The organism is Phyllobacterium sp. (assembly GCF_037994405.1).
Taxonomy (GTDB): domain Bacteria; phylum Pseudomonadota; class Alphaproteobacteria; order Rhizobiales; family Rhizobiaceae; genus Phyllobacterium.
In genome coordinates this window covers 1-25452 of record NZ_JBBNAN010000513.1, presented here as the reverse complement: position 1 = coordinate 25452, position 25452 = coordinate 1, and the positions used below count along the sequence as shown (strand labels likewise).

The 25452-nt window shown below is 57.8% G+C and carries 23 protein-coding genes; 10 read left to right on the top strand and 13 right to left on the bottom strand.

Annotated features, from left to right (window positions below; translation table 11 throughout):
• Positions 1-4: 4 nt before the first annotated feature.
• Positions 5-766 carry a precorrin-4 C(11)-methyltransferase gene (gene cobM, locus AAAC48_RS28325; protein ID WP_340657391.1) on the top strand — a complete coding sequence of 254 codons (762 nt, stop codon included), beginning with the start codon at positions 5-7 and terminating at the stop codon, positions 764-766.
• Here the strand turns inward: cobM and AAAC48_RS28320 are convergent.
• Positions 752-1504 carry a cobalt-precorrin-6A reductase gene (locus AAAC48_RS28320; RefSeq protein ID WP_340657390.1) on the bottom strand — a complete coding sequence of 251 codons (753 nt, stop codon included), beginning with the start codon at positions 1502-1504 and terminating at the stop codon, positions 752-754. The genes cobM and AAAC48_RS28320 overlap by 15 nt on opposite strands.
• Positions 1497-2612 carry a cobalt-precorrin-5B (C(1))-methyltransferase gene (locus AAAC48_RS28315; RefSeq protein ID WP_340657389.1) on the bottom strand — a complete coding sequence of 372 codons (1116 nt, stop codon included), beginning with the start codon at positions 2610-2612 and terminating at the stop codon, positions 1497-1499. Before AAAC48_RS28315 ends, AAAC48_RS28320 begins: the two co-directional genes overlap by 8 nt.
• A gap of 248 nt (positions 2613-2860) precedes the next feature.
• On the opposite strand from AAAC48_RS28315, the gene cobA reads away from it, so the two are divergent.
• From cobA to cbiB, 4 genes are read left to right on the top strand one after another with little or no spacing between them, the layout of a single operon-like run.
• Positions 2861-3700: a uroporphyrinogen-III C-methyltransferase gene (cobA, locus tag AAAC48_RS28310; RefSeq protein WP_340657388.1), complete on the top strand. Its 840-nt coding sequence runs from the start codon at positions 2861-2863 to the stop codon at positions 3698-3700.
• On the top strand, positions 3697-4995 hold the full coding sequence (locus AAAC48_RS28305) for a cobyrinate a,c-diamide synthase (RefSeq protein WP_340657387.1): 1299 nt from the start codon (positions 3697-3699) through the stop codon (positions 4993-4995). The genes cobA and AAAC48_RS28305 overlap by 4 nt, the downstream gene beginning before the upstream one ends.
• Positions 4995-6005 carry a threonine-phosphate decarboxylase CobD gene (gene cobD / locus AAAC48_RS28300; RefSeq protein WP_340657405.1) on the top strand — a complete coding sequence of 337 codons (1011 nt, stop codon included), beginning with the start codon at positions 4995-4997 and terminating at the stop codon, positions 6003-6005. The genes AAAC48_RS28305 and cobD overlap by 1 nt, the downstream gene beginning before the upstream one ends.
• Positions 6006-6034: 29 nt before the next feature.
• Positions 6035-7015, top strand: coding sequence for an adenosylcobinamide-phosphate synthase CbiB (cbiB, locus tag AAAC48_RS28295; RefSeq protein ID WP_340657386.1), 981 nt, complete (start codon positions 6035-6037; stop codon positions 7013-7015).
• On the opposite strand, the gene AAAC48_RS28290 is transcribed toward cbiB, so the two are convergent.
• The 5 genes from AAAC48_RS28290 to AAAC48_RS28270 are packed head-to-tail and all read right to left on the bottom strand — an operon-like array spanning position 7012 to position 13272.
• Positions 7012-8634 (bottom strand): dipeptide ABC transporter ATP-binding protein, encoded by a 1623-nt coding sequence (locus AAAC48_RS28290; RefSeq protein WP_340657385.1) that lies wholly within the window; start codon positions 8632-8634, stop codon positions 7012-7014. The two genes, cbiB and AAAC48_RS28290, sit on opposite strands and share 4 nt — an antisense overlap.
• The gene (locus tag AAAC48_RS28285; RefSeq protein ID WP_340657384.1) at positions 8634-9488 is read right to left on the bottom strand and encodes an ABC transporter permease; all 855 of its coding nucleotides are present in this window, start codon (positions 9486-9488) and stop codon (positions 8634-8636) included. The genes AAAC48_RS28290 and AAAC48_RS28285 overlap by 1 nt, the downstream gene beginning before the upstream one ends.
• On the bottom strand, positions 9485-10432 hold the full coding sequence (locus AAAC48_RS28280) for an ABC transporter permease (RefSeq protein ID WP_340657383.1): 948 nt from the start codon (positions 10430-10432) through the stop codon (positions 9485-9487). The genes AAAC48_RS28285 and AAAC48_RS28280 overlap by 4 nt, the downstream gene beginning before the upstream one ends.
• 34 nt (positions 10433-10466) lie before the next feature.
• Positions 10467-11948 carry an ABC transporter substrate-binding protein gene (locus tag AAAC48_RS28275; protein ID WP_340657382.1) on the bottom strand — a complete coding sequence of 494 codons (1482 nt, stop codon included), beginning with the start codon at positions 11946-11948 and terminating at the stop codon, positions 10467-10469.
• 52 nt (positions 11949-12000) lie between these two features.
• Positions 12001-13272: an acetylornithine deacetylase/succinyl-diaminopimelate desuccinylase family protein gene (locus AAAC48_RS28270; protein ID WP_340657381.1), complete on the bottom strand. Its 1272-nt coding sequence runs from the start codon at positions 13270-13272 to the stop codon at positions 12001-12003.
• Positions 13273-13432: 160 nt separating this feature from the next.
• On the opposite strand from AAAC48_RS28270, the gene AAAC48_RS28265 reads away from it, so the two are divergent.
• The 3 genes from AAAC48_RS28265 to AAAC48_RS28255 all read left to right on the top strand — a co-directional run bounded on the left by AAAC48_RS28265 (position 13433) and on the right by AAAC48_RS28255 (position 18226).
• Positions 13433-16288, top strand: a complete 2856-nt coding sequence (locus AAAC48_RS28265) for a molybdopterin oxidoreductase family protein (RefSeq protein WP_340657380.1) — start codon at positions 13433-13435, stop codon at positions 16286-16288.
• Positions 16285-17052 carry a 4Fe-4S dicluster domain-containing protein gene (locus AAAC48_RS28260; protein WP_340657379.1) on the top strand — a complete coding sequence of 256 codons (768 nt, stop codon included), beginning with the start codon at positions 16285-16287 and terminating at the stop codon, positions 17050-17052. The genes AAAC48_RS28265 and AAAC48_RS28260 overlap by 4 nt, the downstream gene beginning before the upstream one ends.
• Positions 17053-17320: 268 nt before the next feature.
• Entirely contained in the window at positions 17321-18226 is a 906-nt protein-coding gene (locus AAAC48_RS28255; protein ID WP_340657378.1) for a DmsC/YnfH family molybdoenzyme membrane anchor subunit, read from the top strand.
• A 2-nt stretch (positions 18227-18228) separates the two neighbouring features.
• Here the strand turns inward: AAAC48_RS28255 and AAAC48_RS28250 are convergent, their stop codons facing one another.
• From AAAC48_RS28250 to AAAC48_RS28225, 6 genes are all read right to left on the bottom strand, one after another.
• On the bottom strand, positions 18229-19158 hold the full coding sequence (locus AAAC48_RS28250) for a lipid A biosynthesis lauroyl acyltransferase (RefSeq protein WP_340657377.1): 930 nt from the start codon (positions 19156-19158) through the stop codon (positions 18229-18231).
• A gap of 4 nt (positions 19159-19162) precedes the next feature.
• Positions 19163-20188: a zinc-binding dehydrogenase gene (locus AAAC48_RS28245; protein ID WP_340657376.1), complete on the bottom strand. Its 1026-nt coding sequence runs from the start codon at positions 20186-20188 to the stop codon at positions 19163-19165.
• 31 nt (positions 20189-20219) lie between these two features.
• A complete protein-coding gene (locus AAAC48_RS28240) occupies positions 20220-21497 on the bottom strand; it encodes a beta-ketoacyl-ACP synthase (protein ID WP_340657375.1) in 1278 nt (425 codons plus the stop codon).
• A gap of 11 nt (positions 21498-21508) precedes the next feature.
• Positions 21509-22693: a beta-ketoacyl-ACP synthase gene (locus tag AAAC48_RS28235; RefSeq protein WP_340657374.1), complete on the bottom strand. Its 1185-nt coding sequence runs from the start codon at positions 22691-22693 to the stop codon at positions 21509-21511.
• 75 nt (positions 22694-22768) lie between these two features.
• A complete protein-coding gene (locus AAAC48_RS28230) occupies positions 22769-23050 on the bottom strand; it encodes an acyl carrier protein (RefSeq protein ID WP_340657373.1) in 282 nt (93 codons plus the stop codon).
• 128 nt (positions 23051-23178) lie between these two features.
• Entirely contained in the window at positions 23179-23766 is a 588-nt protein-coding gene (locus AAAC48_RS28225) for a histidine phosphatase family protein (protein WP_340657372.1), read from the bottom strand.
• A gap of 102 nt (positions 23767-23868) precedes the next feature.
• Here AAAC48_RS28225 and AAAC48_RS28220 point away from each other — a divergent pair, with 102 nt between their 5' ends.
• Together AAAC48_RS28220 and AAAC48_RS28215 are read left to right on the top strand one after the other, a co-directional pair.
• Entirely contained in the window at positions 23869-24825 is a 957-nt protein-coding gene (locus tag AAAC48_RS28220) for an AEC family transporter (RefSeq protein WP_340657404.1), read from the top strand.
• A 141-nt stretch (positions 24826-24966) separates the two neighbouring features.
• The coding region (locus AAAC48_RS28215; protein WP_340657403.1) for an aldehyde dehydrogenase family protein at positions 24967-25452 on the top strand (486 nt) is incomplete at its 3' end.

Below are 25452 nucleotides of genomic sequence, written 5' to 3'. Positions count from 1 at the left end.
GACAATGACGGTTCATTTCATCGGCGCAGGTCCTGGCGCGCCCGACCTTATCACCGTGCGCGGGTTGAAGCTGATCCAGTCCTGCCCGGTTTGTCTCTATGCGGGCTCGCTCGTTCCAGCACAAATGGTGGCTGAGGTGCCTGAGGGAGCGCGAGTGATCGACACCTCGTCGCTTACGCTTGATGAAATTATCGCTGAATTCGAACGAGCGCATGCGGAAGGCAAGGACGTGGCGCGGGTACATTCCGGCGATCCATCTATCTACGGGGCCGTGTCAGAGCAGATGCGGCGCCTCGATGCACTGGGGATCGCCTATGACGTGACGCCGGGTGTTCCCGCATTCGCTGCCGCCGCCGCAGCGCTGAAGAAGGAACTGACGGTCCCGGAAGTCTGCCAGACAATCATCCTGACACGCACTTCGATGAAATCATCGGCCATGCCTGAGGGAGAGGATCTTGCAACGCTCGGCAAGTCTGGTGCGACGCTGGTCATTCATCTGTCGATCCGCAACCTGACGCGCATCGAAACCGAGCTCACTCCGCTCTATGGATCTGATTGCCCCGTTATTGTTGCCTATCGCGTCGGCTGGCCGGACGAACAATTCATTCATGGAACATTGGCCGACATTGGCGGCAAGGTGCGGGAATCGGGGTTGAGCCGCTCGGCAATGATTTTTGTCGGGCGCGGTTTGTCTGCGGACGCTTTTCGCGATTCAGCCCTTTACCACAAGGATCATAGCCACACATTGCGCTCACGTTCGAAGTGAACCCAAAGTCTCATCGACGAAATGACTGACGCTTTCAATATCCGGCAGGGTGCAGGTGCCTGGGCGGTGCGGCCGGTCGATCATGATAACGGGCAGGCCAAGATCGCGTGCAGCTTTGATCTTGGTATAGGATGCGCAACCGCCAGAGTTGCGGCAGACGATATGTGACAGGCGCTTCTTGGTCAGGAAGGTTGTTTCATCTTCGACACTGCCGGGTTTTGATAGTTCGAGCTCAAAGTCGATGAGGTCGAGCGGTACTTCCGGCGGATCGATCATCCGTACGACGAAATGCACGTCGCCACGGCGGGCGAACGGCGCGATGTGCTGCCTTCCAAGCGCGAGCAACACACGCGACTTAGTGGGGATGGCGGAGACTGTCTCTTCCAGTGAACTGACGCTTGTCCATTTGTCGCCGGGCCTTGCATGCCATGCCGGCCGCTCCAGCCGGACGAACGGGACCTTCGTTGTGGCAGCTGCAACGAGGGCGTTGTCCGATATCTGCGTTGCGAACGGGTGCGTCGCGTCGATAAGCAGCGACACATTCTCGCGCGCGATATATCCGATGAGTCCTCTTGCGCCGCCGAATCCGCCGGTACGCACTTCGCCCTCGAGCTTGGCTGGCTCGCGTGTACGCCCCGCCAATGAGGAAATGACGCGATAGCCCTGTGCCATGAGCCGTGCAGCGAGCTTCGCGGCCTCCGCAGTGCCGCCGAGAATGAGAATTGGACGATCAGACACGGGCGAGAATCGTTCCCTGGCGATCGGTAACGATCACTTCTACTTCGACCGGCGCGCCCTTGAGCGTGGCGAGCGCCGTCTCTCTGGCTTTTGTCGCGACAGGAAGTGCGAGATCGATTCCAAGACCTTGAGTCAATTCAAGCACTTCCTGTGCGGTGTTGGCATTCAGAATCCGCTCCCTCACATTTGGATCGAGTCCGAGCTTTTCCGCCTCGGCTGCGAGGAAGTTCATGCTGACCTGGCTACGGGCAGAGTGAAGATCGAGCGCGCCTTGCGCGAGTTTGGTCAGCTTGGCGAAGCCGCCGGCGATGGTCAGCTGGTCGATCGGATGAACGCGCAGGTATTTCAGAAGTCCGCCGGCAAAATCACCCATATCGAGGAGAGCTATTTCTGGCAGGTTGTAGATCGCCTGTGCCGCGTCCTCGGATGTGGAGCCAGTCGCAGCGAGCACATGGGTCAAGCCCGCGGCGCGCGACACATCGATGCCGCGATGGATCGAGTGTATCCAGGCTGCGCAAGAAAAAGGATGAACAATACCGGTTGTCCCCAGTATCGAAATACCGCCAACAATGCCGAGACGCGGGTTCCAGGTTTTCTTGGCGATCTCTTCGCCCTCGGGGACCGAGATAGTGATAACGATATCTGCCGGCAAATCATATTGGGCGCAGATCTCCTCGCAAATCTTTGTCATCATTTCGCGCGGTATGGGGTTGATAGCAGCTTCGCCGGGCGGAATTGGCAGGCCCGGCAAGGTGACGGTTCCGACGCCTTCGCCCGCGACAAACTGAATGCCGCTTCCGGGCGGGGCGGGGAACACGGTCGAGATTATGGTTGCGCCATGCGTGACATCGGGATCATCACCGGCATCTTTGACAATGCCTGCCATGGCGTAACCCTCACCGATCGATTCGATTGCCAGCTGAAAATGCGGGACCTCGCCCTTGGGCAGGATAATGGCCACCGGGTCGGGAAACTCCCCTGTGATCAATCCAATCAGAGCAGCTTTCGTGGCGGCTGTTGCACAGGCACCCGTGGTCCAGCCCCTACGCAAGGGCCGTTCACTGGTTTCATCAGGTTTACGCAATCCGGCATCAGATTCATCACTCATGCGGCTCTTATAGACCAGCTTCTACGCCCGTTGCATGATTTTTCCGATAAGTTCATGCTTACGGCGAGAAAAATTGTGCTATGCGCAAAGGATGTAATGAGATTCAGGCAATGGCGACCTGCAAATGGCACTATTCTGCGCTTCCGCTGCTTAGGGACCCAAAGTCCACTGTGCGCCGGTTCTCGAGAACCACCATTTTCGGCTCGCCCTGACCAGAATCTTATCACACCCAAGTTCGGGGTTAAGCGATGAGCGCAATGAAATCAAAACTGCCAAAGTTTGAAGCAGGACATGTGTGGCTTGTCGGCGCAGGGCCGGGGGATCCTGGCCTTCTGACGTTGCATGCTGTCAATGCGCTCGAACAGGCGGATGTGGTCGTCTACGACGCGCTGGTCAACGAGGATTGCCTGTCGTTTGCGCATCCGGACGCGACATTCGAATATGCCGGCAAGCGCGGCGGCAAACCATCGCCGCAGCAGCGGGATATTTCGCTGCGGCTGGTCGAGCTCGCACATTCCGGCAAGCGCGTCCTGAGGCTGAAGGGCGGTGATCCATTCGTGTTCGGGCGCGGCGGCGAGGAAGCACTGACGCTGGTAGAACACGATGTGCCTTTCCGGATTGTCCCCGGTATCACCGCTGGAATCGGCGGTTTGGCCTATGCGGGTATTCCCGTCACCCATCGAGAAACCAACCAGAGCGTGACCTTTCTAACCGGGCATGATGCGACCGGTCTGGTTCCCGATTCGATGGACTGGGCCAGTATCGCCAAGGGCTCGTCGGTCATCGTTATGTACATGGCGATGAAGCACATAGGCTTGATTGCCTCCCGGTTGATCAGCGCAGGACGTTCGAAGGACGAGCCGGTTGCCTTTGTCTGCAACGCGACGACAGGTGGGCAACAAGTACTCGAAACGACCTTGGCAAATGCCGAAACGGACGTCCAGCGATCTGGGTTGCGGCCTCCCGCTATCGTTGTCGTCGGAGAAGTGGTGCGGTTGCGCACCGCTCTCGACTGGCTCGGTGCGATCGAGGGCCGCGTGCTCAGCCAAGACCCGCTTGGTACCCGCCGGGAAAAGGACGCGGGATGAAAGGCTTGATAATTGCCGCGCCAGCTTCGGGTAGCGGAAAGACCACAGTGACACTGGGGTTGTTGCGCGCGCTGCGCGATCTCAGCATCGAGATTGCACCTGCCAAAGCCGGTCCAGATTATATCGATCCCGCCTATCACACGGTTGCAAGTGGCGTTCCTTGCGTCAATCTCGACCCCTGGGCGATGCGGCCAGACCTTATCAGTGCGCTCGCCTCCCGCCACACGGAAGGCGGCAAGATGCTCGTCGTCGAGGGTATGATGGGTCTGTTCGACGGCGCCATGGACGGGCGAGGATCCGCCGCGGACCTAGCGACGTACCTTTCACTTCCGGTCATTCTGGTTCTGGATTGCGCCAGGCAGTCGCACTCGATCGCGGCGCTCGTCAGTGGCTTTCGTGATTTTCGACGTAACTTGTTCATCGCTGGCCTGATCCTCAACCGCGTGGGCAGCGCACGTCATGAAGCCATGCTGCGAGCTGCATTGGAGCCTGTGGGCATTCCCATCCTCGGTTCATTGCCTCGCGATGAAAGGCTGCAATTACCGGAACGGCACCTCGGCCTGGTGCAGGCGGGCGAACATCTCGACGTCGACAATTTCATTGCACATGCCGCGTCGGTCATCGGCGAGCGGATCGATCTCAAACGTATCCAGCAAGTTGCAGGCCGTTATGGTTCCTCTGAGTCTATGGCCAATGTCGCGCGTATTCCGCCGCTCGGACAGCGCATTGCCGTTGCGCGCGACAATGCCTTTGCATTTTCCTATTTTCACCTGCTGGATGGATGGCGCCGACGCGGGGCGGAGATCAGTTTCTTCTCGCCACTCGCGGATGAAGCGCCGACCGAAAGCAGCGATGCGATCTATCTTCCCGGAGGCTATCCCGAGCTTCACGCAGGGCGGCTGGCAGAGGCCGCAAATTTTGCAGCCGGTGTTAAGCGAGCGGCGGCCAGAGGTGCGCTCGTCTATGGCGAGTGCGGCGGCTATATGGTGCTTGGCGAGAGCATCGAGGATGCTGAAGGCGACAAGTATGGGATGCTCAGGCTGTTGCCGGTCGAAACAAGCTTTGCAAAGCGCAAGCTTCATCTCGGCTATCGGCGGATCGAACCACTGGCGGCATCACCTTTCCAGTCATTGCTGACCGCTCACGAATTCCACTATGCCAGCATCGTTCGCGAAGGGAACGCCGCGCGGCTCTTTCGTGTCAGGGATGCGCTCGGCGAGGATTTGGGCGAAGCGGGGCTTCGCGTTGGTTCGGTGTGTGGCTCCTACATGCATGTAGTTGATTTGGCGGGATGATGCAGATTGAACATGGGGGCGCGCTCGACCGCGCCATGGAGCGTTTCGGCGGCGCAGTTGCCGACTGGATTGACCTTTCGACTGGAATCAATCCGGAAGTATTTCCCCTGCCGCTGATCGGGCCCGAGATCTGGAATCGCCTACCGGATGAAAAGCTGCTGGTTTCAGCGTTTCGTGCGGCAAAGGACTACTACAGCATGGCAAATGAAGCTGAAATCGTTGCCGCGCCGGGAACGCAGTCGCTGATACAGATGATGCCTGAATTGGTGACCAGGGGGGAGGTAGCGATCGTTGGCCCGACCTATCAGGAACATGAGCGTTCATTTCTGCAGGCTGGCTGGATGGTCTCGAATTGCGCGTGCATCGAGGATATTCCACAGTCTGCAAAGATTGCGGTGATCGTCAATCCCAACAATCCGGATGGACGCATTGCCGCAAAGGATGATCTGCTCGACCTCGCCAAGGCAATGGATAGCAAGGGCGGATTTCTCGTCGTCGATGAAGCCTTTGCGGATCCGCATCCAGAGAGCAGCGTTGCCGAACATGCGGGCAAGGGCGGGCTGATCATCCTTAAATCCTTTGGCAAGTTCTTCGGCCTTGGCGGCCTGCGCCTCGGCTTCGCCCTGTCGACGCTTGATATTGCGCAGACGCTCAAGCTGCGCCTTGGTCCATGGGCGGTGTCGGGTCCGGCTCTAGCCATCGCAGTGCATGCGTTTTCAGATCGCGGACGGCTCGCCGCCTATACGGAGCGGCTTCGATTCCGCCGGGCATTGCTTGCGAATGTGCTTGCTGAAGCTGGCCTTGTCGAGATTGGTGGCACGATGTTGTTCTCACTGGTAGAATTGATGCAGGCGCATCGTCTTCATGAAGAACTTTGCAGACAGCATGTACTGACGCGAAAATTTGGTTACGCGCCACAATGGTTGCGTTTTGGTCTGCCATTGGATGAAATTGCCGCTGACATCTTGCGCCAGCGCCTGACCAAGGCTCAAGGCAGGATCAACAGCTGATATTCTGATTCAAGAGGGTCGAATCGTTCATGGAAATCAATCTCTTGATTCTGTTTCTTGCCTTGCTTGCCGATCGATATTTCGGCGATCCGGACTGGCTTTGGGAGAAGATACCGCACCCCATTGTGCTATTTGGCAAGGCAATCGCGTATGCGGACACGAGATTCAACAGGCCAGGTGATTCGGACGATGAGCGACGACGGGACGGGTTTCTGACGATGTTCGGGCTGCTCGTTCTGGCGGCCGTGGTCGGCTGGGTTGTGCATCTGGCACTGAGGACTATCTCGCCGGTTGGCGAGCTTGTTGAAGCTCTCCTCGTTGCGGTGTTTCTGGCGCAAAAAAGCCTCGGCGATCACGTGACCCGCGTCGCCGTCGCCTTGCGCGAAGAGGGCATAGTCGGCGCCCGCCGAGCTGTCTCCATGATTGTCGGGCGTGACCCGGAAGTGCTTGACGATGCCGGCGTAAGTCGTGCCGCCATCGAAAGCCTCGCGGAAAACACGTCCGACGGTATCATCGCACCCGCATTCTGGTATGCGCTGTTAGGACTTCCAGGACTACTGGCCTATAAAATGCTGAACACGGCGGATTCGATGATCGGCCATTTGAATGATCGCCACCGCGATTTCGGACGCTTTGCGGCCAAGCTCGATGATGTCGCTAACTGGATTCCCGCGCGACTGACGGGATTGTTGATCTCCGCCGCTGCCTGGATCGTGCACGGCTATGACGCAGCACTTCGATCGTTCAACGTGATGATGCGCGATGCGCGGCTGCACCGCTCGCCTAATGCCGGGTGGCCAGAGGCGGCGATGGCGGGAGCTATCGAAGTGGCGCTTGCGGGCCCGCGTGTTTATGGCGGCGTCACAGCCAACGAGCCGATGCTGAACGGAGCAGGTCGGCGTGATGCGGGGGCTGAAAACATCGAGGACGCCCTTGATATTTTTAGCGTTGCGACTGCAACCTTTACGGGACTCATCTTCGTCCTTTTCCTCATAGGATTGTTGTTCTAACCCTGTTCACCGATCCTTCGTGCCAGCGCCTTGTGAAGATCAGGTGATGCCTGGACAAGGGCGCGCCCCGCATCGGATTGCGGGTTGCGCAAGACTTCCTCGGTGTCGCCGCGCTCGACGATCTTGCCTTCAGACATAACCATGAGGGTGTCTGTGATGGCGCGGGCGACAGCAAGATCGTGGGTGATGAGCAGGTAGGCGATGCCAAGCCGACGATTGAGATCGGCGAAGAGGTCGAGAATTTGCGCGCGGATCGATACGTCGAGTGCCGAGACCGGCTCATCGGCAACGATCAGCTTCGGTTCGGTGATGATGGCACGAGCAATGGCAAGACGCTGGCGCTGACCACCGGAAAATTCATGCGGATATTTGTCCCGGTCTTGTCGCGGGATGCCAACCCGCTCCAGTGCAGTATCGACACGATCGCGCTTTTCGGTCGGTGAGAGGGGGCGATCCAACAGGTAGAGCGGCTCAGAGACGAGACGTTCCGCCTTGTGGCGCGGATTGAACGACCCGTAGGGGTCCTGAAACACAACCTGCATGTTTTGACGGACCGGCCGCAGCGCATCCTCTTTCAGACCGTCGATGCGTTGATTGCCAAACTGGATCTCACCGGCAGTCGGCCGGTCCAGGGCAAGGATCATCCGGGCGAGGGTTGATTTGCCGCAACCGGAACGGCCAACCAATGCCATCGATTGGCCTGGTTGAAGATCGAAGCTGACATCGTCAACTGCTTTTGTATCATCGCTCCGGGAAAACCAGCCACTGCGACTGCCGCGATAGCTGCGTCCAAGATTGCGGACCGAGAGGAGCGGGCCGTGGGTTGGAGGATGCGGGCGGTTTGTCCGTTCCGGCACATGCATCGAAGCCTGCGCCAGCTGTCGCGTATAGGGATGTATTTGTTCTGTCAGGATCCGCGTGGTTTCGCCATTATCCATGACCTCACCATGCCGAAGAATGGTGATCGAATGGGCCATATCTGCGACCACGGCCAGATCATGGCTGATGAGCAAAAGCCCCATTTTTTCTTCGTCGACGAGGCTTTGCAGAAGATCGAGAATTTGCGCCTGCAGGACAACATCGAGTGCTGTGGTCGGTTCATCCGCGATCAGCAGTTTCGGCTTTAGCGCACAAGCGATAGCTATGACGACCCGCTGCCGCTGGCCTCCGGAAAGTTCATGCGGATAGCGGCCGAGTGGAAACTTTGCGGTTGGCAGACCCACACGATCGAGAATGGAGCGTGTCCGCTCCTGTGCGACGGCACGCGTTGCTCTGGTATGCAGCCTGATTCCCTCTGCAACCTGTTCTCCAATGGTTTTCACCGGATTGAGCGCCGTCATCGGCTCCTGAAACACCATGCCGATGTCGTCACCGCGCAGCATGCACATTTCGGCTTCGCTTGCGGCCAGAATATCCCTGCCGTTAAAGCGAATTTGCCCCTCCGCCCTGGCACCGCTTGGCAACAGTTTCATGATGCTGAGCGCGGTCATGGATTTGCCAGAGCCGGATTCGCCAACCAATGCCCGGATTTCGCCAGGCTCGATGGCAAGATCTATACTCTTGAGCGCGAGGAAGGCGCCGATCGTCAATGACAGATCCTTGATTTCGAGCAGAGCCATCAACGCTCCCGCCGCAATTTGGGATCAAGGACATCGCGCAGGCCATCGCCGAGAAGGTTAAGACCAAGAACGGTGATGACGATGGCGAGGCCCGCAAAGAGCGCCATATGCGGCGCCAAGCTGATCATCGTTTGGGCCTCGAACAGCATGCGGCCCCAGCTCGGCATTGGCGGCTGCGACCCGAGTCCGACATAGGAAAGGCCGGCTTCCGCAAGGATACCGAGCGAGAACTGGATAGTGCCCTGAACGACAAGGAGGTTCGCCACGTTGGGCAGGATGTGTTCGACCGTGATACGCGCCGCGCCTTTGCCGGAGGCACGGGCAGCCAGGATGTATTCGCGCGGCCAGAGCGACAGGGCAGCACCGCGGGCGACACGGGCAAAGACTGGGATGTTGAAGATGCCGATGGCAATGATTGCGTTGATTGCGCCTGGGCCAAAGACGGCGGTAATCATGACTGCCGAGAGCAGTGCTGGAAAGGCGAAGACCAGATCGTTGAAGCGCATCAACAATTCGTCGGTCACGCCGCCGCGTGCTGCTGCCCAAAGGCCGAGTGGTACGCCGAGACCCATGCCGATCACCACGGAAACGAAGGCCACTGCAATGGAATTGCGGCTGCCAACCATGATCATCGAAAGAATATCGCGCCCGAAATGGTCTGTGCCGAGCCAATGTGCGGCGGATGGCGGCTTCAGCTTGCCGATAATATCGAAGGTGCCGACCCCATAGGGTGTCCAGACAAAGGAAAGAGCAGCCATCAACGCGAGAAGGCTCGTGATAATCAGGCCAACGAGAAATGACCTGTTGGCGAGGGCTTTCGACAGATTTTCGTGCCATGCCGTGGAGGCGTTCATGACCGGCTCCGCAAGCGGGGATCAATAATGGCGTAGGAGAGATCGACCAGGAGATTGACGAAGATGACTGCAGCGACAAGCACCATGACCACACCTTCGACGACGATCAGATCGCGCTGGGTGATCGCCTGGAATACCAGGCGGCCGAGGCCCGGCAGGTAGAAGACGTTCTCGATAATGATCGTGCCGGCGAGCAGGAAGGCAAATTGCAGACCCAGGATGGTGAGGACCGGGATGAGCGCATTGCGCAAGGCGTGGCCATAGAGCACCTTGCGGTGCGTAAGACCTTTGGCGCGGGCAGTGCGGATATAGTCTTCCCCAAGTACATCCAGCAGGGCGGAGCGCGTGACACGAGCCAGGATGGCGGCTTGCGGCAGCGCAAGGGCGACGGACGGCAGTATCAGCGATTTAAGGCCTGGCCATAGGCCGGTGTTCCAACCGGGAAAGCCGCCTGCTGGAACGAGCCGCAGCGTTACCGCGAAAACGTAGACGAGGAGGAGGGCGAACCAGAAGTTCGGAATCGCAACGCCCACCTGTGCGACCCCCATGGTTACGGTGTCGCAGAAGGTACCGCGCCGCGCTGCGGAAAACAGACCAACCGGGATGGCGATTGCGGTGGAAAGAATCAATGAGATCAGAGCGAGCGGTAGTGAAACCGCGACGCGTTCGATGATAAGACTTATGACTGGCACTGAGTACGTGTAAGACCTACCCAGATCGCCCGTAAGAAGGCCGCCAAGCCACCTGAGGTACCGCACGACCAATGGCTGGTTCAGACCCATCTGCTCTTGCAGGGTTCGAACGGCATCTTCCGTCGCGTTCATTCCGAGCATCAGGCGGGCCGGATCGCCCGGTACGACTTCGAGAACTGCGAAGACGAGGATGGATGCGGCCAGCAGCGTGACGATGCCGATCAGAATGCGCTTTGATGCGTAGCTCAACATGAATCAGCCTTGATCGTGCCGACCCCGACGAGCATCAGTCGGCCCACTTCACCGCTGTCAGGTCATTGGCCTGTATTGGACCATTTTCCCAAAGGCCTTCGATCTTCGCATCCCATATGCCCGTCTTTGGCAGCTGAAACAGAAAGGCCGCGGGGACATCGGTTGCCAGGATCTTCTGCGCCTGCTGGTACAGTTCCATGCGCTGTTCGGCGTCTGACGTCGCCTCGATCTGTTTGATCAGATCCTTGAATGCCGGATTGTCATAGTTGAAGTAGTAGTCGTCACGGGCAAAAATGTTGAGATCGTTCGGCTCCGTATGGGAGACGATCGTCATGTCGTAATCCTTGCCCTTGAATACCTGTTCAAGCCACTGCGCCCATTCCAGAGGAATGATCTCCGCCTCGATGCCGATTTCGCGTAGTTCCGCCGCGATGATTTCACCGCCGCGCCGGGCATAGACGGGTGGGGGCAGTTTCAGCGTTGTCTTGAAGCCGTCAGCCTGCCCCGCTTCGGTGAGGAGCTTCTTTGAAAGTTCCGGATCATAGGCTGTTTCCGCCGTCAGATCGATGTAGGCGGGGTGATGCGGGGGAAAGAATGAGCCGATCGGCGTCCCAAGACCAAACATGGCACCGTCGATGAGTGCCTTGCGGTCGATGGCGTGGGCAATGGCCTGGCGCACCTTCAGATTGTCGAAGGGCGGCTTCTTGTTGTTCATGCCGAGCACGGTTTCGCCTTCTGTCGTCCCTATGACCACCTTGAAGCGTGGATCGGCCTGGAATTGCGCGATCGTTTCATAACTCGGAAATACCGGAAAGGCCTGCACATCGCCCGCCATCAGTGCCGCCGTGGCCGCAGCAGGATCGGGGATGACCCGAAATGTGGCTTTTTCCAGTGCCGCGGGTGCACCCCAATAATCGGAATTCTTGGAGATGACGATTTGCGAGCCCTTTGCCCATGAGTCGAACTTGAATGGCCCGGTTCCGATGGGTTTTTCCTTGTTGGTCTCGGCGCTTTCCGGCGCAACGATCACCGCATCACCCCAGCCCATATTGTAAAGGAAATCGCCGTTCGGCTGCTTCAAGGTTACCTTGACTGTCAGCGGATCGATCACATCAACCGTGTCAATGGCGGCAAAGAGGCCTTTTTGGGCATTGGTGGATTTATCACTGCGAGCGCGGTCGAGCGAAAACTTGACATCCTCGGCATCGAATGTCGTGCCGTCGTGAAATTTCACGTCCTTATGCAGCTTGAATGTATAGATCTTGCCGTCATCGGACAGCGTCCAGCTTTCAGCGAGGGCAGGGAGAACTTCACCTTTCGATCCGATCCGCGTCAGGCCCTCGAAGATGTTGGCGTAGACGACCTCGTCGATCGCCGCTGCGGCACCTGCTGTCGGATCAAGATGCGGCGGTTCCAGCACGATGCCGAGCGTAAGATCAGTCTTTGCAGCATAGGAAGCGGTAGATGAGAGCAAGGCGATTGCAGCGCCCACAAGGGCTGACTTCCAGAAATTCATCGTTCAACGTCCCCCAATACTTTGCCGTAGCAGCAATGGATGTCTATTTCGTCTAGATCGAGCCGGACAATAGCACCTTCAATCCCAACGCCATCACCTTGGCCGACTCGATCATGTCTTCGATGCCCACATATTCGTCCGGGCGATGCGCGAGGTCGAGAATACCCGGTCCGTAAGCGATGCAGTCATGCAGCAGTCCGATCCGCGCGATATGCTTCTGGTCATAGGTACCAGGCGAAATCACATAATCGGGCTCTTTGCCGAAGACGGCGCGGATGCCTTGGGCGACGGCCGTTACGACCGGCGCATCACGCTCGGTCATCAGCGGCTGCACTTCCATGATGTCGCGAATGTTGTAGTGGAATTTCGGCCGCTCCCATTGCAGCCGGTCAAGGATCGAAATCACTTCGCGCTTCACCTCGGTGATGTCTTCCTCAAGAAGGAAACGCCGATCGATGGTCAATCGGCACGAATCCGGCACATTGGGTGAGGGAAGGCCTGAATAATCATCGGTCTGACCACCATGGATCGAATTGATATTCATCGTCGACCGGCGCGCACCTTCCGGCACGACGGGCATGCGCGTCTGCTTTCTGTCGAGAGCCGGAAATAGTTCGTTTTCAAAGGCTTCCAGCACAGCGCCCATGTGCCGGACCGCACAATCGCCGAGAAAAGGCATCGAACCATGGGCGATCTCACCTTTGGTCTCGATCTCGGCCCACCAGACGCCGCGATGGCCGAGGCAGATGCGATCTTTGTTGAGCGGTTCAGGTATGATGACGTGGTCGACGCGGGGCTTGGAGAAGAAACCCTTGCTGGCGAGATAGGCAACGCCGCCAAACCCGCCGGACTCCTCGTCCACCGTGCCCGATATCTCGATGGCACCGGAAAAATCGGGATAGACTTCCAGAAAAGCTTCCGCAGCGATGATCGATGCGGCAAGCCCGCCCTTCATGTCACAAGCACCGCGCCCATAGATCTTGCCGTCCTTCACGACGCCTTCAAACGGATCTACGGTCCAGCCATCGCCGGTGTCCACAACATCGATATGTGAATTGAAATGCACGGTCTGGCCGTGCGTTCGTCCGTCAAACCGGGCGACGACGTTGGTGCGCGGATAACGGTCCGTGTCACCGGGCGTGCCTTCGCCGCGAATCAACTGGGTTTCGAAGCCGATCTTTCGCAGCCGTTGTGCAAGATATTCGGCACAAGGCGTATAGGCTTCGCCGGGCGGGTTAATCGTGGGAAAACGGATCAGTTCACGCGTCAGCGTGATCAGGTCATCACGTCGTTTCTCGATGGCGCGGGAAAGTTTTTCGTCCATTCGCACATCAAATCAGGCGATGTCCCGATTTGGCAAGAGGCAACTTGTTGCCAGTCGCAAATGCCGTTTTCCTGATGAAATGTCGTTTGTGTGTTTGGTGGTTTGGAATTGTTCTTATAAAACAATCCATGAAGCATGTGACTAGCGGGGCCCATCAAGAATGAATTCAGAACCACACCTTGCCCTGTCGGAGCCGGTTGGTGATGAAGTCCGCAAGACCACTTGCTACATGTGCGCCTGCCGATGCGGCATCGATGTCCATCTGAAAGACGGCAAGGTCCGTTATATCGAGGGTAATCGCGACCACCCAATCAATAAGGGCGTGTTGTGTGCCAAGGGTTCTGCCGGGATCATGCAGCATTATTCGCCGGCACGGTTACGCGCGCCGCTGCTACGGACAGGACCCCGTGGCTCCGGCGAATTCAAGGAAATCTGCTGGAACGAAGCGTTGTCATTGGCCGTGGAGTGGTTGCAGCCTGTGCGCGAGACTGAGCCACAGAAGCTGGCGTTTTTCACCGGCCGCGACCAAAGCCAGGCGCTCACCAGTTTCTGGGCGCAGAATTTCGGTACGCCCAATTATGCGGCACATGGCGGTTTCTGCTCGGTCAATATGGCGGCTGCCGGTATCTACACGATCGGCGGTGCGTTCTGGGAATTCGGAGCTCCGGACTGGGACAAGACGAAACTGTTCGTACTGTTTGGTGTGGCTGAAGACCACGATTCCAATCCGATAAAGATCGGCATATCCAAGCTGAAGAAGCGCGGCGCGCGATTTGTCTCGGTCAATCCGGTACGCACGGGTTATTCCGCCGTTGCCGACAACTGGATCGGGATAAGACCAGGCACAGACGGATTGCTGATCCTCAGCGTCATCCACGAGCTCTTCCGCACCGGCAAGATCGACCTCGATTACCTCCAGCGCTACACCAATGCACCTTGGCTAGTGATCGATGACGAAGGCAAGGAAGATCACGGCTTGTTTCTGAGGGACGATCTTGGCAAGGCGCTGGTGCGTGACCGCAAGTCGGGTGCGCTGGTGCGGTTTGATGAACCGGGGCACGCAGCCGATCTCAATGCAGATTTCGTCACCGGGGATGGCCGGAAAGTTCGCAGTGTTCTGCGGCTGATGGCGGAAAAATATCTAGATCCCAAATACGCACCCGAAGCCGTCACCGCTGAAACCGGAATTGCGGCGGCAACGATCCGCGGCCTGGCTTCGGAGATCGCACGGGTAGCCTTCGAGGAAGAGATTGTTGTCCAGCAGCCCTGGACTGACATGAAGGGCGAACAGCACGAGGTGATGATCGGTAGGCCTGTGAGCTTTCACGCCATGCGCGGGATCTCGGCCCATTCCAACGGTTTTCAATCGGCGCGAGCGCTGCATGTGCTGCAGACGATAATTGGCTCCATCGATTGCCCCGGCGGCTATCGCTACAAGCCGCCATACCCGAAGCCGGCTACGGCACATCCGCGGCCGCATGGCAGGACCGAACATGTGAAGCCGGGCCAACCGCTGGCGGGTCCGCATCTCGGCTACCCGCTGGGGCCCGAAGATTTGCTGGTTGACGGTAAAGGCAAGCCACAGCGCATCGACAAGGCCTTTTCCTGGGAAGCGCCGCTCTCCGCTCATGGTTTGATGCACATGGTCATCGCCAATGCATGCGCGGGCGATCCCTATCCGGTCGACGTGCTGTTCCTTTACATGGCGAACATGGCGTGGAATTCGTCGATGAACACGCGCGGCACGATCAAGATGCTGGAAGAGCGCGATGAGGCGACCGGCAACTACAAGATCCCCAAGATCATCTATTCCGACGCCTATTCGTCTGAGATGGTAGCCTATGCAGACCTCGTCCTGCCGGACACGACCTATCTGGAGCGGCATGACTGTATTTCTCTGCTCGATCGTCCAATCTCCGAACCGGAGGCTGCCTGCGATGCCATTCGTTGGCCAGTGCTCGAACCGGATCGGGATGTGCGTGGTTTCCAATCGGTGCTGATCGATCTCGGCGCGCGGCTCAAACTTCCCGGCTTCGTCGACGGTCAAGGCAAGGCGCTTTACAAGGACTATGCCGATTACATCGTCAATCATCAGCGCAAGCCAGGGATCGGTCCGCTATCCGGGTGGCGCGGCGCCGATGCAGAGGGCGAGGGGCGAGGCGAACCCAATCAGGACCAGTTGAAAAACTATATCGATCACGGTGCCTTCTGGATGAAACACATTCCTGAGGAGGCGTTGTATTTCAAACACCACAATGCGGCGTACCAACAGTTCGCTATCGATATGGGCTTTTTTGACGCGCCGCAGCCGGTCACGATCCAACTTTATGTCGAAACGCTGCAGAAGTTCCGCTCGTCGGCGCTCGGAATCCGGCAACCTGTCGCTCCCGAACAATACAGGCAACGCCTGCTCGACTGTTTCGACCCCTTACCCGACTGGTACCGGCCATTCGAGGAACAGGGCGTCGATACCGCGGATTTTCCCTACCACGCCATCACGCAGCGGCCGATGGCGATGTATCACTCCTGGGGCTCGCAGAATGCTTGGCTGCGGCAAATCCACACGAAGAATCCGCTCTATGTTCCAGGTACGATCTGCGATGAGATTGGCCTGAAGGACGGGGACTGGGCGTGGGTCACCTCCCATCATGGCCGCATCAAATGCGAGGTGGCACGGACCGATGCGGTGAACGGCAAGACCATGTGGACATGGAATGCCATCGGCAAGCGCAAGGGCGCCTGGGCGCTTGATCCGAACGCGCCCGAAGCAACCAAGGGCTTTCTGCTTAATCATCTCATCCACGAGCTGCTCCCCCCCAGGTCCGATGGCATGCGCTGGTCCAATTCCGATCCCATTACCGGTCAGGCGGCCTGGTACGATCTGCGCGTGCGCATCGAAAAGGCCGAGGCGGGCGAGGAGATCAGCGAGCCGCATTTTGGCCCGATTAAACGACCCGGCAACCAGAAACAGCCGCCTGATGAACTGCGCTTTGGACAGGAGTGGACGAGCAAATGACCAGCCTGCCGCAAAACCGGACCGCAAAGAAACTCGGGCTCGTCATCGATCTCGATGTCTGTGTCGGTTGCCACGCCTGCGTGATCAGCTGCAAGGAATGGAATACGGGCGGCTATGGCAATGCGCTGTCGGACAAGCATCCTTATGGCGAGGATGTTACAGGGACGTTTCTCAACCGCATCCACAGTTTCGAGGTGGTTCCGGAAGGCGGGCAGGTCATTGGCGAAGCCGGTGATGCGCGCGTGGTGCATTTCCCCAAATCCTGTCTGCACTGCGAAGATGCGCCGTGTGTCACGGTCTGCCCGACCGGTGCTTCCTATAAGCGCGCCGAGGACGGCATCGTGCTCGTCGATGAGGACAAGTGCATCGGATGCGGGCTTTGCGCCTGGGCTTGTGCGTATGGGGCGCGGGAGATGGATCTGGCAGCGGGCGTGATGAAGAAATGCACGCTCTGCGTCGACCGTGTCTATAACGAGACCCTGAAGGAGGAAGATCGCGTGCCATCCTGTGTCAGGACCTGTCCGGTCAATGCGCGGCATTTTGGCGATCTTGGCGATCCGAACTCCGACGTCTCGATCATGGTGGCCGAGCGCGGCGGGTTTGACCTGATGCCGGAACAGGAAACGCGACCGACAAACAAATATCTACCACCTCGGCCGCGCAGATCCTTGAGCGACAGTGCGCCAATGATTCCGCTTGCCGAAAACACCGAAGGCGCGCGTGGATTTTTCGCCTGGCTCGACAAGACGCTGGACCGGATTTAGGGTCCGGACCTGCTAATCTGGTCGAAATGGTATGAGGTCATCTGTTCGGATACGAGGAGCAAAGGCGATGGAAATGTGGTTCATTTTCGAGCCTTTGCGACACGTTAGCCGGGCGAAAAGACCCTATCCTGCGGACGCCGAAGCGGCGGCAAGCTCAAGCGTCGAACCTTTCGGCCGGGGGAAAGACCCCGCCCTTCACGCTTCTCCTCGCATCTTCTTGCCGTTTCAGGCGCCATTTCGATCATATTAACAGGTCCGGACCCTATCCATGCATCCAGCCTATTCGATTATCCTTTTCACAACCTTGTCCGGTTTGGGATATGGCTTAGCGGTTGCGCTGGGGCTTGGTGTCCTCGATCCGTCGCTGCTATCGACCAAGCTTGCCTATTTGGCATCCCTTTCATTCATCGCGATCGGGCTTCTGTCCTCGCTCCTGCATCTCGGCAATCCGCAGCGCGCGTGGCGTGCCTTGAGCCAGTGGCGTTCAAGCTGGTTGTCGCGCGAAGGGGTGATGGCGATTGCCACGTTCGTACCGCTGACCTTGAGTGCAGCGCTGGCGATCTTCGCCAACAGGTATGATTCTGTTCTGGGATTGATAAGTGCTCTGGGTGCGTTGCTGACAGTCTATTGTACGTCAATGATCTACGCGTCGCTCAAGACTGTCGGATCATGGCATACAAAACTGACGCCACTATGCTTTCTTCTCTTTTCGCTGGCAGGCGGATTCTTGCTGGCGAGCGCTTTTGCGAGTGGAAGTGGGTTGATCGCAGAATTGTTGGCGCTGTTGTTCCTGCTTTTGGCGTTGATTGCGAAGATGGTCTGGCGTAACCGAGCGACGATGCTTGTGCCGCTCTCGACACCCGAAAGCGCGACCGGTCTTGGCTCTATCGGCAGAGTGCGGTTGTTTGAACGGCCGCATGCACTCGACAATTATCTGACGCGCGAAATGGGCTTTCGCGTTGCGCGAAAGCATGCTGCGAGGCTTTGGGCGATCGCGTTTGTTTGTGGTGCGGTCCTGCCTATCGTAGCATTGCTAACGGCCATGGTGCTCAACGGCGGTTTGGTCTCGCAATTTGTCCTTGCTGTCGGGGTCCTGGCACATTTCCTTGGAGTTTTCGTCGAGCGTTGGCTGTTCTTCGCCGAAGCCAAACACGCGGTAATGAATTACTACTGAAATTAGTTCCAGCGTTTGTGGAACCACATCCATTGGCCGGGGTATTGACGTACCCAGGTCTCGACCTTGTCGTTCAACGCCTGCACGGTTGCAGCCAGATCGACGGCGCCTTTTTCATCACGGGGCAGTTCCATCTTTTCTTCCAGTTCAAGCCGGAACCGGCCGCCTGGGAGACGAACGCAGCGCACTGGATAAACGTCGCAATCATATTGCCGCGCCAGCTTCGCCAAGAGCGGATTGGTCTTGCACGGCCGATTGAAGAACGTCGATGCAATGCCGCGTCGGAACTTCTGGTCGACGAGCATGCCGACATTGCCATTGGCATTGAGCACGCTGGCCAGCGACCAGGCTGCGCCGGCCTTTGATGGTACGAGATGACCCATATTGGTCCGCCGGGCGCCCAAAATCCTCTTGGCGACGTAAGGATTGTTCGGCGGGCGAAACAGCGCGGTGACATTAAGGTCGAAGGTCGCCGCGCAGATCGGCAGCAGTTCGAAATTGCCAGTGTGCCCGGTAAAGAAGATGTGGGGACGATCCTTCTCATCGAGGAGGCGCTCGAAGATTTCGCGGCCTTGGACCTCGATCTCCCCCGTTTCGTCGCTGTGCGGATCGTAGTCGAATATCGCATCGAGAAAGACGTATTCAGCGGTGAGGCGCGCCATGTTGCCCCACATGTCGCGTGCGATCTCCTGCAATTCCTCGTCGGATTTCTCGGGATAGGCCTTGCGCAGATTATTCATGGCCACGCGATGGCGGCCCATCAAGGGACCGATTTTGCGCGCAGCGCTGTCGGTGAAATCCATCGCGGCTTTCGCGGGCAACTGCCGTAAAAGCCACAGGATGCCAAAGATAACATTCGCCGAAAGCCAGTAGTTGAATGACTTCAACTTCTGGCTCCAACGGAATAGAGCAAGCTTCGTATCGAGTTTCATGGAATCAGTTGAGGCGCAGGATGATCTTGCCGAAAACGTCCCGCCCTTCCATCCGTTTCAGCGCGGTATCGATGTCGTCGAAGCTGACTTCGGTGTCGATCACCGGATGGACGAGACCGCGCGCCATCTTCTGCATGGCGTCGGCCATGTTTTCCATTCGGCAGCCGAACGAGCCGAGCAGTTTCAACTGTTGCTGGAACAGCATCATCAGGTTCATGCTGGTGGAAACGCCTGAGGTCGAACCGCAGGTAACGAGACGCCCGCCTCGGCGAAGTGACAGCATTGAGCCTGCCCATGTGTCAGCGCCAACATGTTCAAAGACGACATCAACGCCTCTCTTCTTGGTCAGCTTGCGGACAACACCCTCGAAGCGATCTTCGCGGTAGTTGATGACATGATCGGCGCCAAGCGCCTTGGCTTTCTCAATCTTGTTGTCGGAGCCAACGGTGGTGATAACGGTGCAGCCGATCTTCTTGGCAAGCTGGATCGCTGCCGAGCCGATGCCGGAGCCGCCTGCGTGGACAAGAATGGTTTCACCCGGCTCAAGCTTCGCGTTGTCGAAAAGCATGTGCTCGACCGTACCGAATGTGACCGGAGCAACTGCAGCGCCGATCTCGTCGACCCCGGGTGGAGCCGGAACGAGCAGGCGGGCTTTGAGGTTCACCTTTTCCTGGGCAAAGCCATCGAGATGGAAACCGTGCACGCCGGAAACATGCTCGCAGAGGTTGTCGCGGCCTTCACGGCACGGGCGGCAGAGGCCGCAGGTCTGTGCGCCGTAGATGGAAACCAGCTGACCGGGCAGGAGGCTGACACCCGGGCCGATGGCATCAACAACGCCGGACGCCTCAGCACCGATCGTCAGCGGCATCTTGCGCTTGGCGAACGCCATACCGCGCCAACCCCAGACGTCGATGTGGTTAAGCGCGACAGCCCTGATGTTGACCGTGACTTCCCCCGGGCCGGGCGGGGGCGGTGGTGCAATATCGACGATCTCGAGCTTGCGGTCTTCAATCAGCTGTAATGCGCGCATATCAATGTCCGTTTCCTGTTCAGGGCACGGATTAGTTCGGTTCTGCCGTCATGACAAGACACGTATTTTGTCCGCCGAAGCCAAATGAGCTGGAAAGCACGGACGAGACGCTCGCTTCGCGCTTCACATTGGGCACGACGTCCATGACAATTGCCGGATCCGGATTGTCGTAGTTGATCGTCGGCGGGATCGTCCCGGTCTGGATCGTTAGAACCGAGAACACGGCTTCGATCGCGCCTGCTGCGGTCAGCGTATGGCCGATCATCGATTTGTTGGACGAAACGGGGAGCGATGAAATGCGATCACCAAAGACGGTTGAGAGCGCCAGATATTCCATCTTGTCGTTTTCCGGCGTCGAGGTGCCGTGAGCGTTGATATAGTCGATGGCATCTTCCTTGATGCCGGCATCGTCCAACGCTGCGCGCACGGCGCCGATGGCTGGAGAACCGTCGGGCTTCGACCGGGTACGGTGAAAATCATCGGCCTTCTCGCCGCAACCGCGCATAATGCCGAGAATGTTCGCGCCGCGCGCCACTGCCGAGACCAGCGATTCCATCACCAGCGCCCCGGAACCTTCCGCCATGACGAAACCGTCGCGATCCTTGGAGAACGGCTTGGCCGCCTTGTGCGCAGGCTCATTCTGTGTGGAGAGGGCGGAGAGCAGAGAGAACCGGATCAGAGCTTCGGCGGAAACGGAACCATCGGTGCCGATCGAAAGTACACGGTCACTTTCGCCACGCCGAATAGCTTCGACGCCGAGTTGAATGGCTGTAGCGCCTGATGCACAGGCGGTGGAAAGCGTAACGGGCAGGCCACGCGTACCAAATGTGTCGGCGAGGCATTCTGCGATATAGCCAAATTCAACTGTGTTGAACATGTCGACCTGCGGGCCGCGGCGGCATGCTGCGAGAAGCAGGTCGTAGCCCGGTTCGCCTTCGGACTTTACCATTGCGTCAAGGGCAAAACGGTTTTTCCATTCAAGTTCGACAGGCGGTGCTGCCAGGAAAAGCGGTCCGCCAAAATCATCGACGGGGAAACCGGCCTGCGAAATCGCTTCTTCTGCTGCGAGCGAGGCGAGTTTTTGCGACAACGCCGACGCGCCTTTGTTGCTTTCCTCAAGGAAATCTACAGTTCCGGCGATCTGCGTGCGCAAATTGTCGAGAGCAAACCGGGTGATCGTGTGAATGCCGGACGTACCGGAAGTCAGCGCGGCCCAGTTCTCTTTCTTGCCTTGTCCGAGCGATGAGACAACACCTAGCCCGGTAATGGCGACGAGGGGACGGCCGAGATGATCGGTATATTTGGACATAGAAATATCCTTTAAACTTTGACCAGGCGAGCAACGCCTTCGCCGCGGGTTCCGCCAATAGAGGTCGCCAGCGCGGTATCGATACTGGACGGGCCAGCTTTTTCGTTTTCGGCATCGATTGGCGGGAAAGCCGAGCCCTTGAAAAGGCTAAGTGCGGCAAGTGCCACGACAAGCGAGAACTGCGCCTCGCGCAGATGGCCGAGTTTACCCGCAACGCCGCGCACGACTGAACTTGAGAACTTATCAAGTGCTGATTTTTCAGCGGCCGTTATGTCCTTTGCGCCGGATGCGCCCGAGATGATCAGATCGGCGGCTTTATCGGCGCTGGCAGCACCGACGAGCTTCGCGACCGTCTCAGTCAAGTTTTCCCGGCTGCGGCGGATTTGCGTGCTGTAAACGCCGTCGATGGCGGCATAGGCGCGTGCGCCGCGTTTCTTCGCATGGTCCGCGCTTTCCAGCACAAGGAATGCACCGCCCGAGCCTGTGACGATACCACCGCCCGCAGTTCCCTCGCGTTGCCAGAGCGGCGCCCAGCCACCGGTCTTCAACATTCCATTCAGCTCATAGCCGAGGAGCATATCCGGATGCTCCGAATTGTAGGCTCCGCCAACGAGCGCGTGGGTGCTCTGGCCCGAGCGAATGCGAGCTACGGCAGTATCGATGGCTGAAATACCTGCACCTTCCTCGCCCATGAAAGTCCGGGACGAGCCGGTAACCTTGTGGACAATGGAGATATTGCCGGCGAGCAGATTGGAAAGCTGCGCGAGAAAGAGCGTCGGACGCAGTTCGGTCGACAGTTTTTCATTCAGCATCGTGCCCAGATCGTTGCGAACCCGGGCCTCGGCCAGGATCTGCTTGTCAACGGTGACATCGCGTTCACCGCCACCTGCCGCAACCACCATGTCCATCGTCGAACAGAGTGCTTCGTCGTCCTTGATGCCCGCATCCTCGAGCGCGAGACCAGCCGTATAGGTACCGATGCGCTGCCAGGTTTCCATCTGCCGCTGGTCGCCGCGCTTTGGAATCTGGTTGTTCCAATCAACCTCACCGAGCGGGTGGACAGTATACGGCTTGAACGACTCACTGTCGGTGCGAGGTTCGACCTCGCCGTTGAAAGCCTGCCAATGCGCATCAGCACCTTCGCCGAGCGATGAAATCAGTCCGATGCCAGTGATAACGACGGTGTTGTTCTGCATTGTCTCGCAACACCGTTCATACGGTGCGTCCGGTTTGGTGGAAAGATGGAACCTGTCCGAAATCGTGCGCGGAAATCAGGCTTTTTTTGCAGTGACGAGTTCGTCGATTTTGGCACACAGGTTCTTCAGTACGAAGTATTCCTCGGTTGGGACCTTGCCGTCATTGACTTCCTGTGTCCACTGCTCAAGCGGGATCTTGATACCGAAGGCCTTGTCGATCGCGAAAACGATGTCGAGAAAATCAAGGCTATCGATGCCGAGATCGTCAATCGTGTGGCTTTCCGGCGTGATGGAATCGCGGTCGATCTCACTGGTTTCGGCAATGATATCGGCGACTTTGTCGAATGTTTCGGACAATTGATTTTCCTTTGCTTCCGGTGCCTTGAGCAAGGCACTGATGTCTAATGAGCCGGTATCTAGCGTTTTTCCCGCCATAGGGAAAGACCGAAATGTTCAGGCGAACACTACGTCAGGCCAATATCTCCTTAGTCGAATATGATCCTCCCGGCGATATGAATCGTTTCACCTTCTTCTGCTGGACCAACCACGACAGCCTCGGTTGGGCGCGGGGCAATGCCGGTCAAAGCCGTAATATTGGCCCTGTCGGTCATCATTACCAGATTGCCGGAGCTCTTGAAGCTGCTGATCACCGCACGCATTTGATCGACCGTTGATTGCCTGGATGCGTCGTCATTGGGCATCGGATCAAGCGGTTTGAAAATCTCGGTCGGTATCGAACCGAAGGAAAGCCGCGCGGTCTCGCGAGCATTGCAGGTTGAGCTCGTGAGCACTCGCTCGATTCGTACGCCTCGTGCGGCAAACCGGGCGCCAAGTTTTTGAGCCAACTGACGCCCGCGATCGGAGAGTGTTTGCGTGGCGGAACAATCCACAGAGTTATCCACGGTAGGACTGAGCGTTCCCGATACGTCGGCTCCCTGAATGAGAACCGTATATCCGCCGCGTGCCAATCTTGCCCAAGCGGCGTCTGTCGCGAGCGCCGGTAAGACGATCACATTTGTGCTCAGCATAAGCGCGAGTGCAGGAAATGCCCCAAGACGTAATCTCTTCAACATCAGCCTCCTTAACAGCCGAGATGGTGATTTGGGACAGAAAAATAAAGTGAAGGCTTTGGAACAGCTTGCGTGCCACTTCTTGCAGGCTTATTCCGGATAACGATGGGTCTCGTTCAAACAATCCTTATCGTCTTCGGTGTGATTGCTATCGCTTATGCCGCCGCGCACTTCAAGCTGCTGGATGAGCGTGTCGGCGATGGTCTGTCCGATTTCGTCTTCATGATCGCTGCTCCCTTGCTGCTGTTCAGGACCATGGTGACAGCCGACTTTCACGGCGCTGCGCCCTGGCAATTGTGGATTGCTTATTTCACCGGTGTCATCGTCGCCTGGGCAGTATCCGATCTGGCAATCAAAATGATCTTTGGCCGCGATAATCGCGCTGGTGTTGTAGCCGGTGTCTCTGGCGCTTTTTCCAATCTGGTATTTCTCGGCATGCCGCTGATGCTCGGCGTATTCGGTCAGGACGGTTTTACGATACTTTCGCTGATCGTGGCTATCCATATGCCGATCATGATGGCCGCGTCCATCACCCTGCATGAACTCGCGATGCGCCGCGATGGTGTATTCGAAGGTGATGGGCATTTTGCTTTGGTTGTACTCTCTTTCTTCAAAAGCTTGCTCCGTAATCCTTTTGTACTTGGTATCCTCGCTGGCTGGATCTGGCGCCTGACGGGAGTGCTTATGCCAGTGATTGCTGATTCGCTCATCCAGACGTTGGCAAGCGTTGCAGGACCGGTCGCGTTGTTCGCCATGGGCATGGGGCTAAAGAAATTTGGGGTTTCGGGTCATGTCGCGGCGTCCTTGGTCATGTCGGCAATCAAGCTGTTCGTTATGCCCGCCGTTGTGCTGGCAGCCGCTTGGTTCATCGGATTGCCGCCGTTTACTGCGAAGATTGCGGTTACATCAGCCGCGCTTCCTGCGGGTGTAAACTCCTATCTGATTGCAACACGCTTCGGCACCGGGCAGGCGCTGGCTTCGAATTCCATGGTGATGGCCACGGCTTTGTCGGCGATCACGATGGCATTCTGGATTTCGATCGTTACCCATATATTCGGGTAGGTGAAGCCTGTTGCAGCTTTTGCCAAAAAGGAGCAGGGTAGCCGCATCGCCTTGACCAAGGCGCACTGCCTCGCGCAGTGCAGGGTTATCCTTCACGGACTCACGAACAACAATAACCCTTCGAACACAGGGAGAAACATGATGTTGCAGAAATCCAGCCAGTTCATGAAGCAGGCGAACCTCATCAACGGTGAATGGGTTGCCGCCGACTCGGGCAAGACGATCGACGTCATCAACCCTGCAACAGGCTTGAAAATTGGTACGGTGCCCAATTCGGGCAAGGCGGAGACGCGACGCGCCATCAACGCGGCTGCGGAAGCGTTCAAGACATGGCGCAAGACATCAGTGCTGGAGCGCTCGAAACTGATGCGCAAGCTGCACGATGCCATTCTCGACAATCAGGATGCACTGGCGGAGCTCCTTACGCTGGAACAAGGCAAGTCGCTGGCGGAGTCCAAAGGTGAGGTCGGCATGTCAGCCGCCTATATTCTCTGGTACGCGGAAGAAGCGCGCCGGACCTATGGCGATATGGTGCCATCCCCTTGGGCGGATCGGCGTATTCTCGTTACCAAAGAGCCGGTTGGCGTGATTGGCGCCATCACGCCATGGAATTTCCCGTCTTCCATG

What these genes read in the sequence shown, in the direction of transcription:
- AAAC48_RS28315 (WP_340657389.1), bottom strand. Translation starts at nt 2,612, where the DNA reads ATGAGTGATGAATCTGATGCCGGATTGCGTAAACCTGATGAAACCAGT.
- cbiB (WP_340657386.1), top strand. Translation starts at nt 6,035, where the DNA reads ATGGAAATCAATCTCTTGATTCTGTTTCTTGCCTTGCTTGCCGATCGA.
- AAAC48_RS28250 (WP_340657377.1), bottom strand. Translation starts at nt 19,158, where the DNA reads ATGAAACTCGATACGAAGCTTGCTCTATTCCGTTGGAGCCAGAAGTTG.
- AAAC48_RS28235 (WP_340657374.1), bottom strand. Translation starts at nt 22,693, where the DNA reads ATGCAGAACAACACCGTCGTTATCACTGGCATCGGACTGATTTCATCG.
- AAAC48_RS28305 (WP_340657387.1), top strand. Translation starts at nt 3,697, where the DNA reads ATGAAAGGCTTGATAATTGCCGCGCCAGCTTCGGGTAGCGGAAAGACC.
- AAAC48_RS28260 (WP_340657379.1), top strand. Translation starts at nt 16,285, where the DNA reads ATGACCAGCCTGCCGCAAAACCGGACCGCAAAGAAACTCGGGCTCGTC.
- AAAC48_RS28245 (WP_340657376.1), bottom strand. Translation starts at nt 20,188, where the DNA reads ATGCGCGCATTACAGCTGATTGAAGACCGCAAGCTCGAGATCGTCGAT.
- AAAC48_RS28275 (WP_340657382.1), bottom strand. Translation starts at nt 11,948, where the DNA reads ATGAATTTCTGGAAGTCAGCCCTTGTGGGCGCTGCAATCGCCTTGCTC.
- cobD (WP_340657405.1), top strand. Translation starts at nt 4,995, where the DNA reads ATGCAGATTGAACATGGGGGCGCGCTCGACCGCGCCATGGAGCGTTTC.
- AAAC48_RS28265 (WP_340657380.1), top strand. Translation starts at nt 13,433, where the DNA reads ATGAATTCAGAACCACACCTTGCCCTGTCGGAGCCGGTTGGTGATGAA.
- AAAC48_RS28225 (WP_340657372.1), bottom strand. Translation starts at nt 23,766, where the DNA reads ATGTTGAAGAGATTACGTCTTGGGGCATTTCCTGCACTCGCGCTTATG.
- AAAC48_RS28280 (WP_340657383.1), bottom strand. Translation starts at nt 10,432, where the DNA reads ATGTTGAGCTACGCATCAAAGCGCATTCTGATCGGCATCGTCACGCTG.
- AAAC48_RS28255 (WP_340657378.1), top strand. Translation starts at nt 17,321, where the DNA reads ATGCATCCAGCCTATTCGATTATCCTTTTCACAACCTTGTCCGGTTTG.
- cobA (WP_340657388.1), top strand. Translation starts at nt 2,861, where the DNA reads ATGAGCGCAATGAAATCAAAACTGCCAAAGTTTGAAGCAGGACATGTG.
- cobM (WP_340657391.1), top strand. Translation starts at nt 5, where the DNA reads ATGACGGTTCATTTCATCGGCGCAGGTCCTGGCGCGCCCGACCTTATC.
- AAAC48_RS28240 (WP_340657375.1), bottom strand. Translation starts at nt 21,497, where the DNA reads ATGTCCAAATATACCGATCATCTCGGCCGTCCCCTCGTCGCCATTACC.
- AAAC48_RS28290 (WP_340657385.1), bottom strand. Translation starts at nt 8,634, where the DNA reads ATGGCTCTGCTCGAAATCAAGGATCTGTCATTGACGATCGGCGCCTTC.
- AAAC48_RS28220 (WP_340657404.1), top strand. Translation starts at nt 23,869, where the DNA reads ATGGGTCTCGTTCAAACAATCCTTATCGTCTTCGGTGTGATTGCTATC.
- AAAC48_RS28285 (WP_340657384.1), bottom strand. Translation starts at nt 9,488, where the DNA reads ATGAACGCCTCCACGGCATGGCACGAAAATCTGTCGAAAGCCCTCGCC.
- AAAC48_RS28270 (WP_340657381.1), bottom strand. Translation starts at nt 13,272, where the DNA reads ATGGACGAAAAACTTTCCCGCGCCATCGAGAAACGACGTGATGACCTG.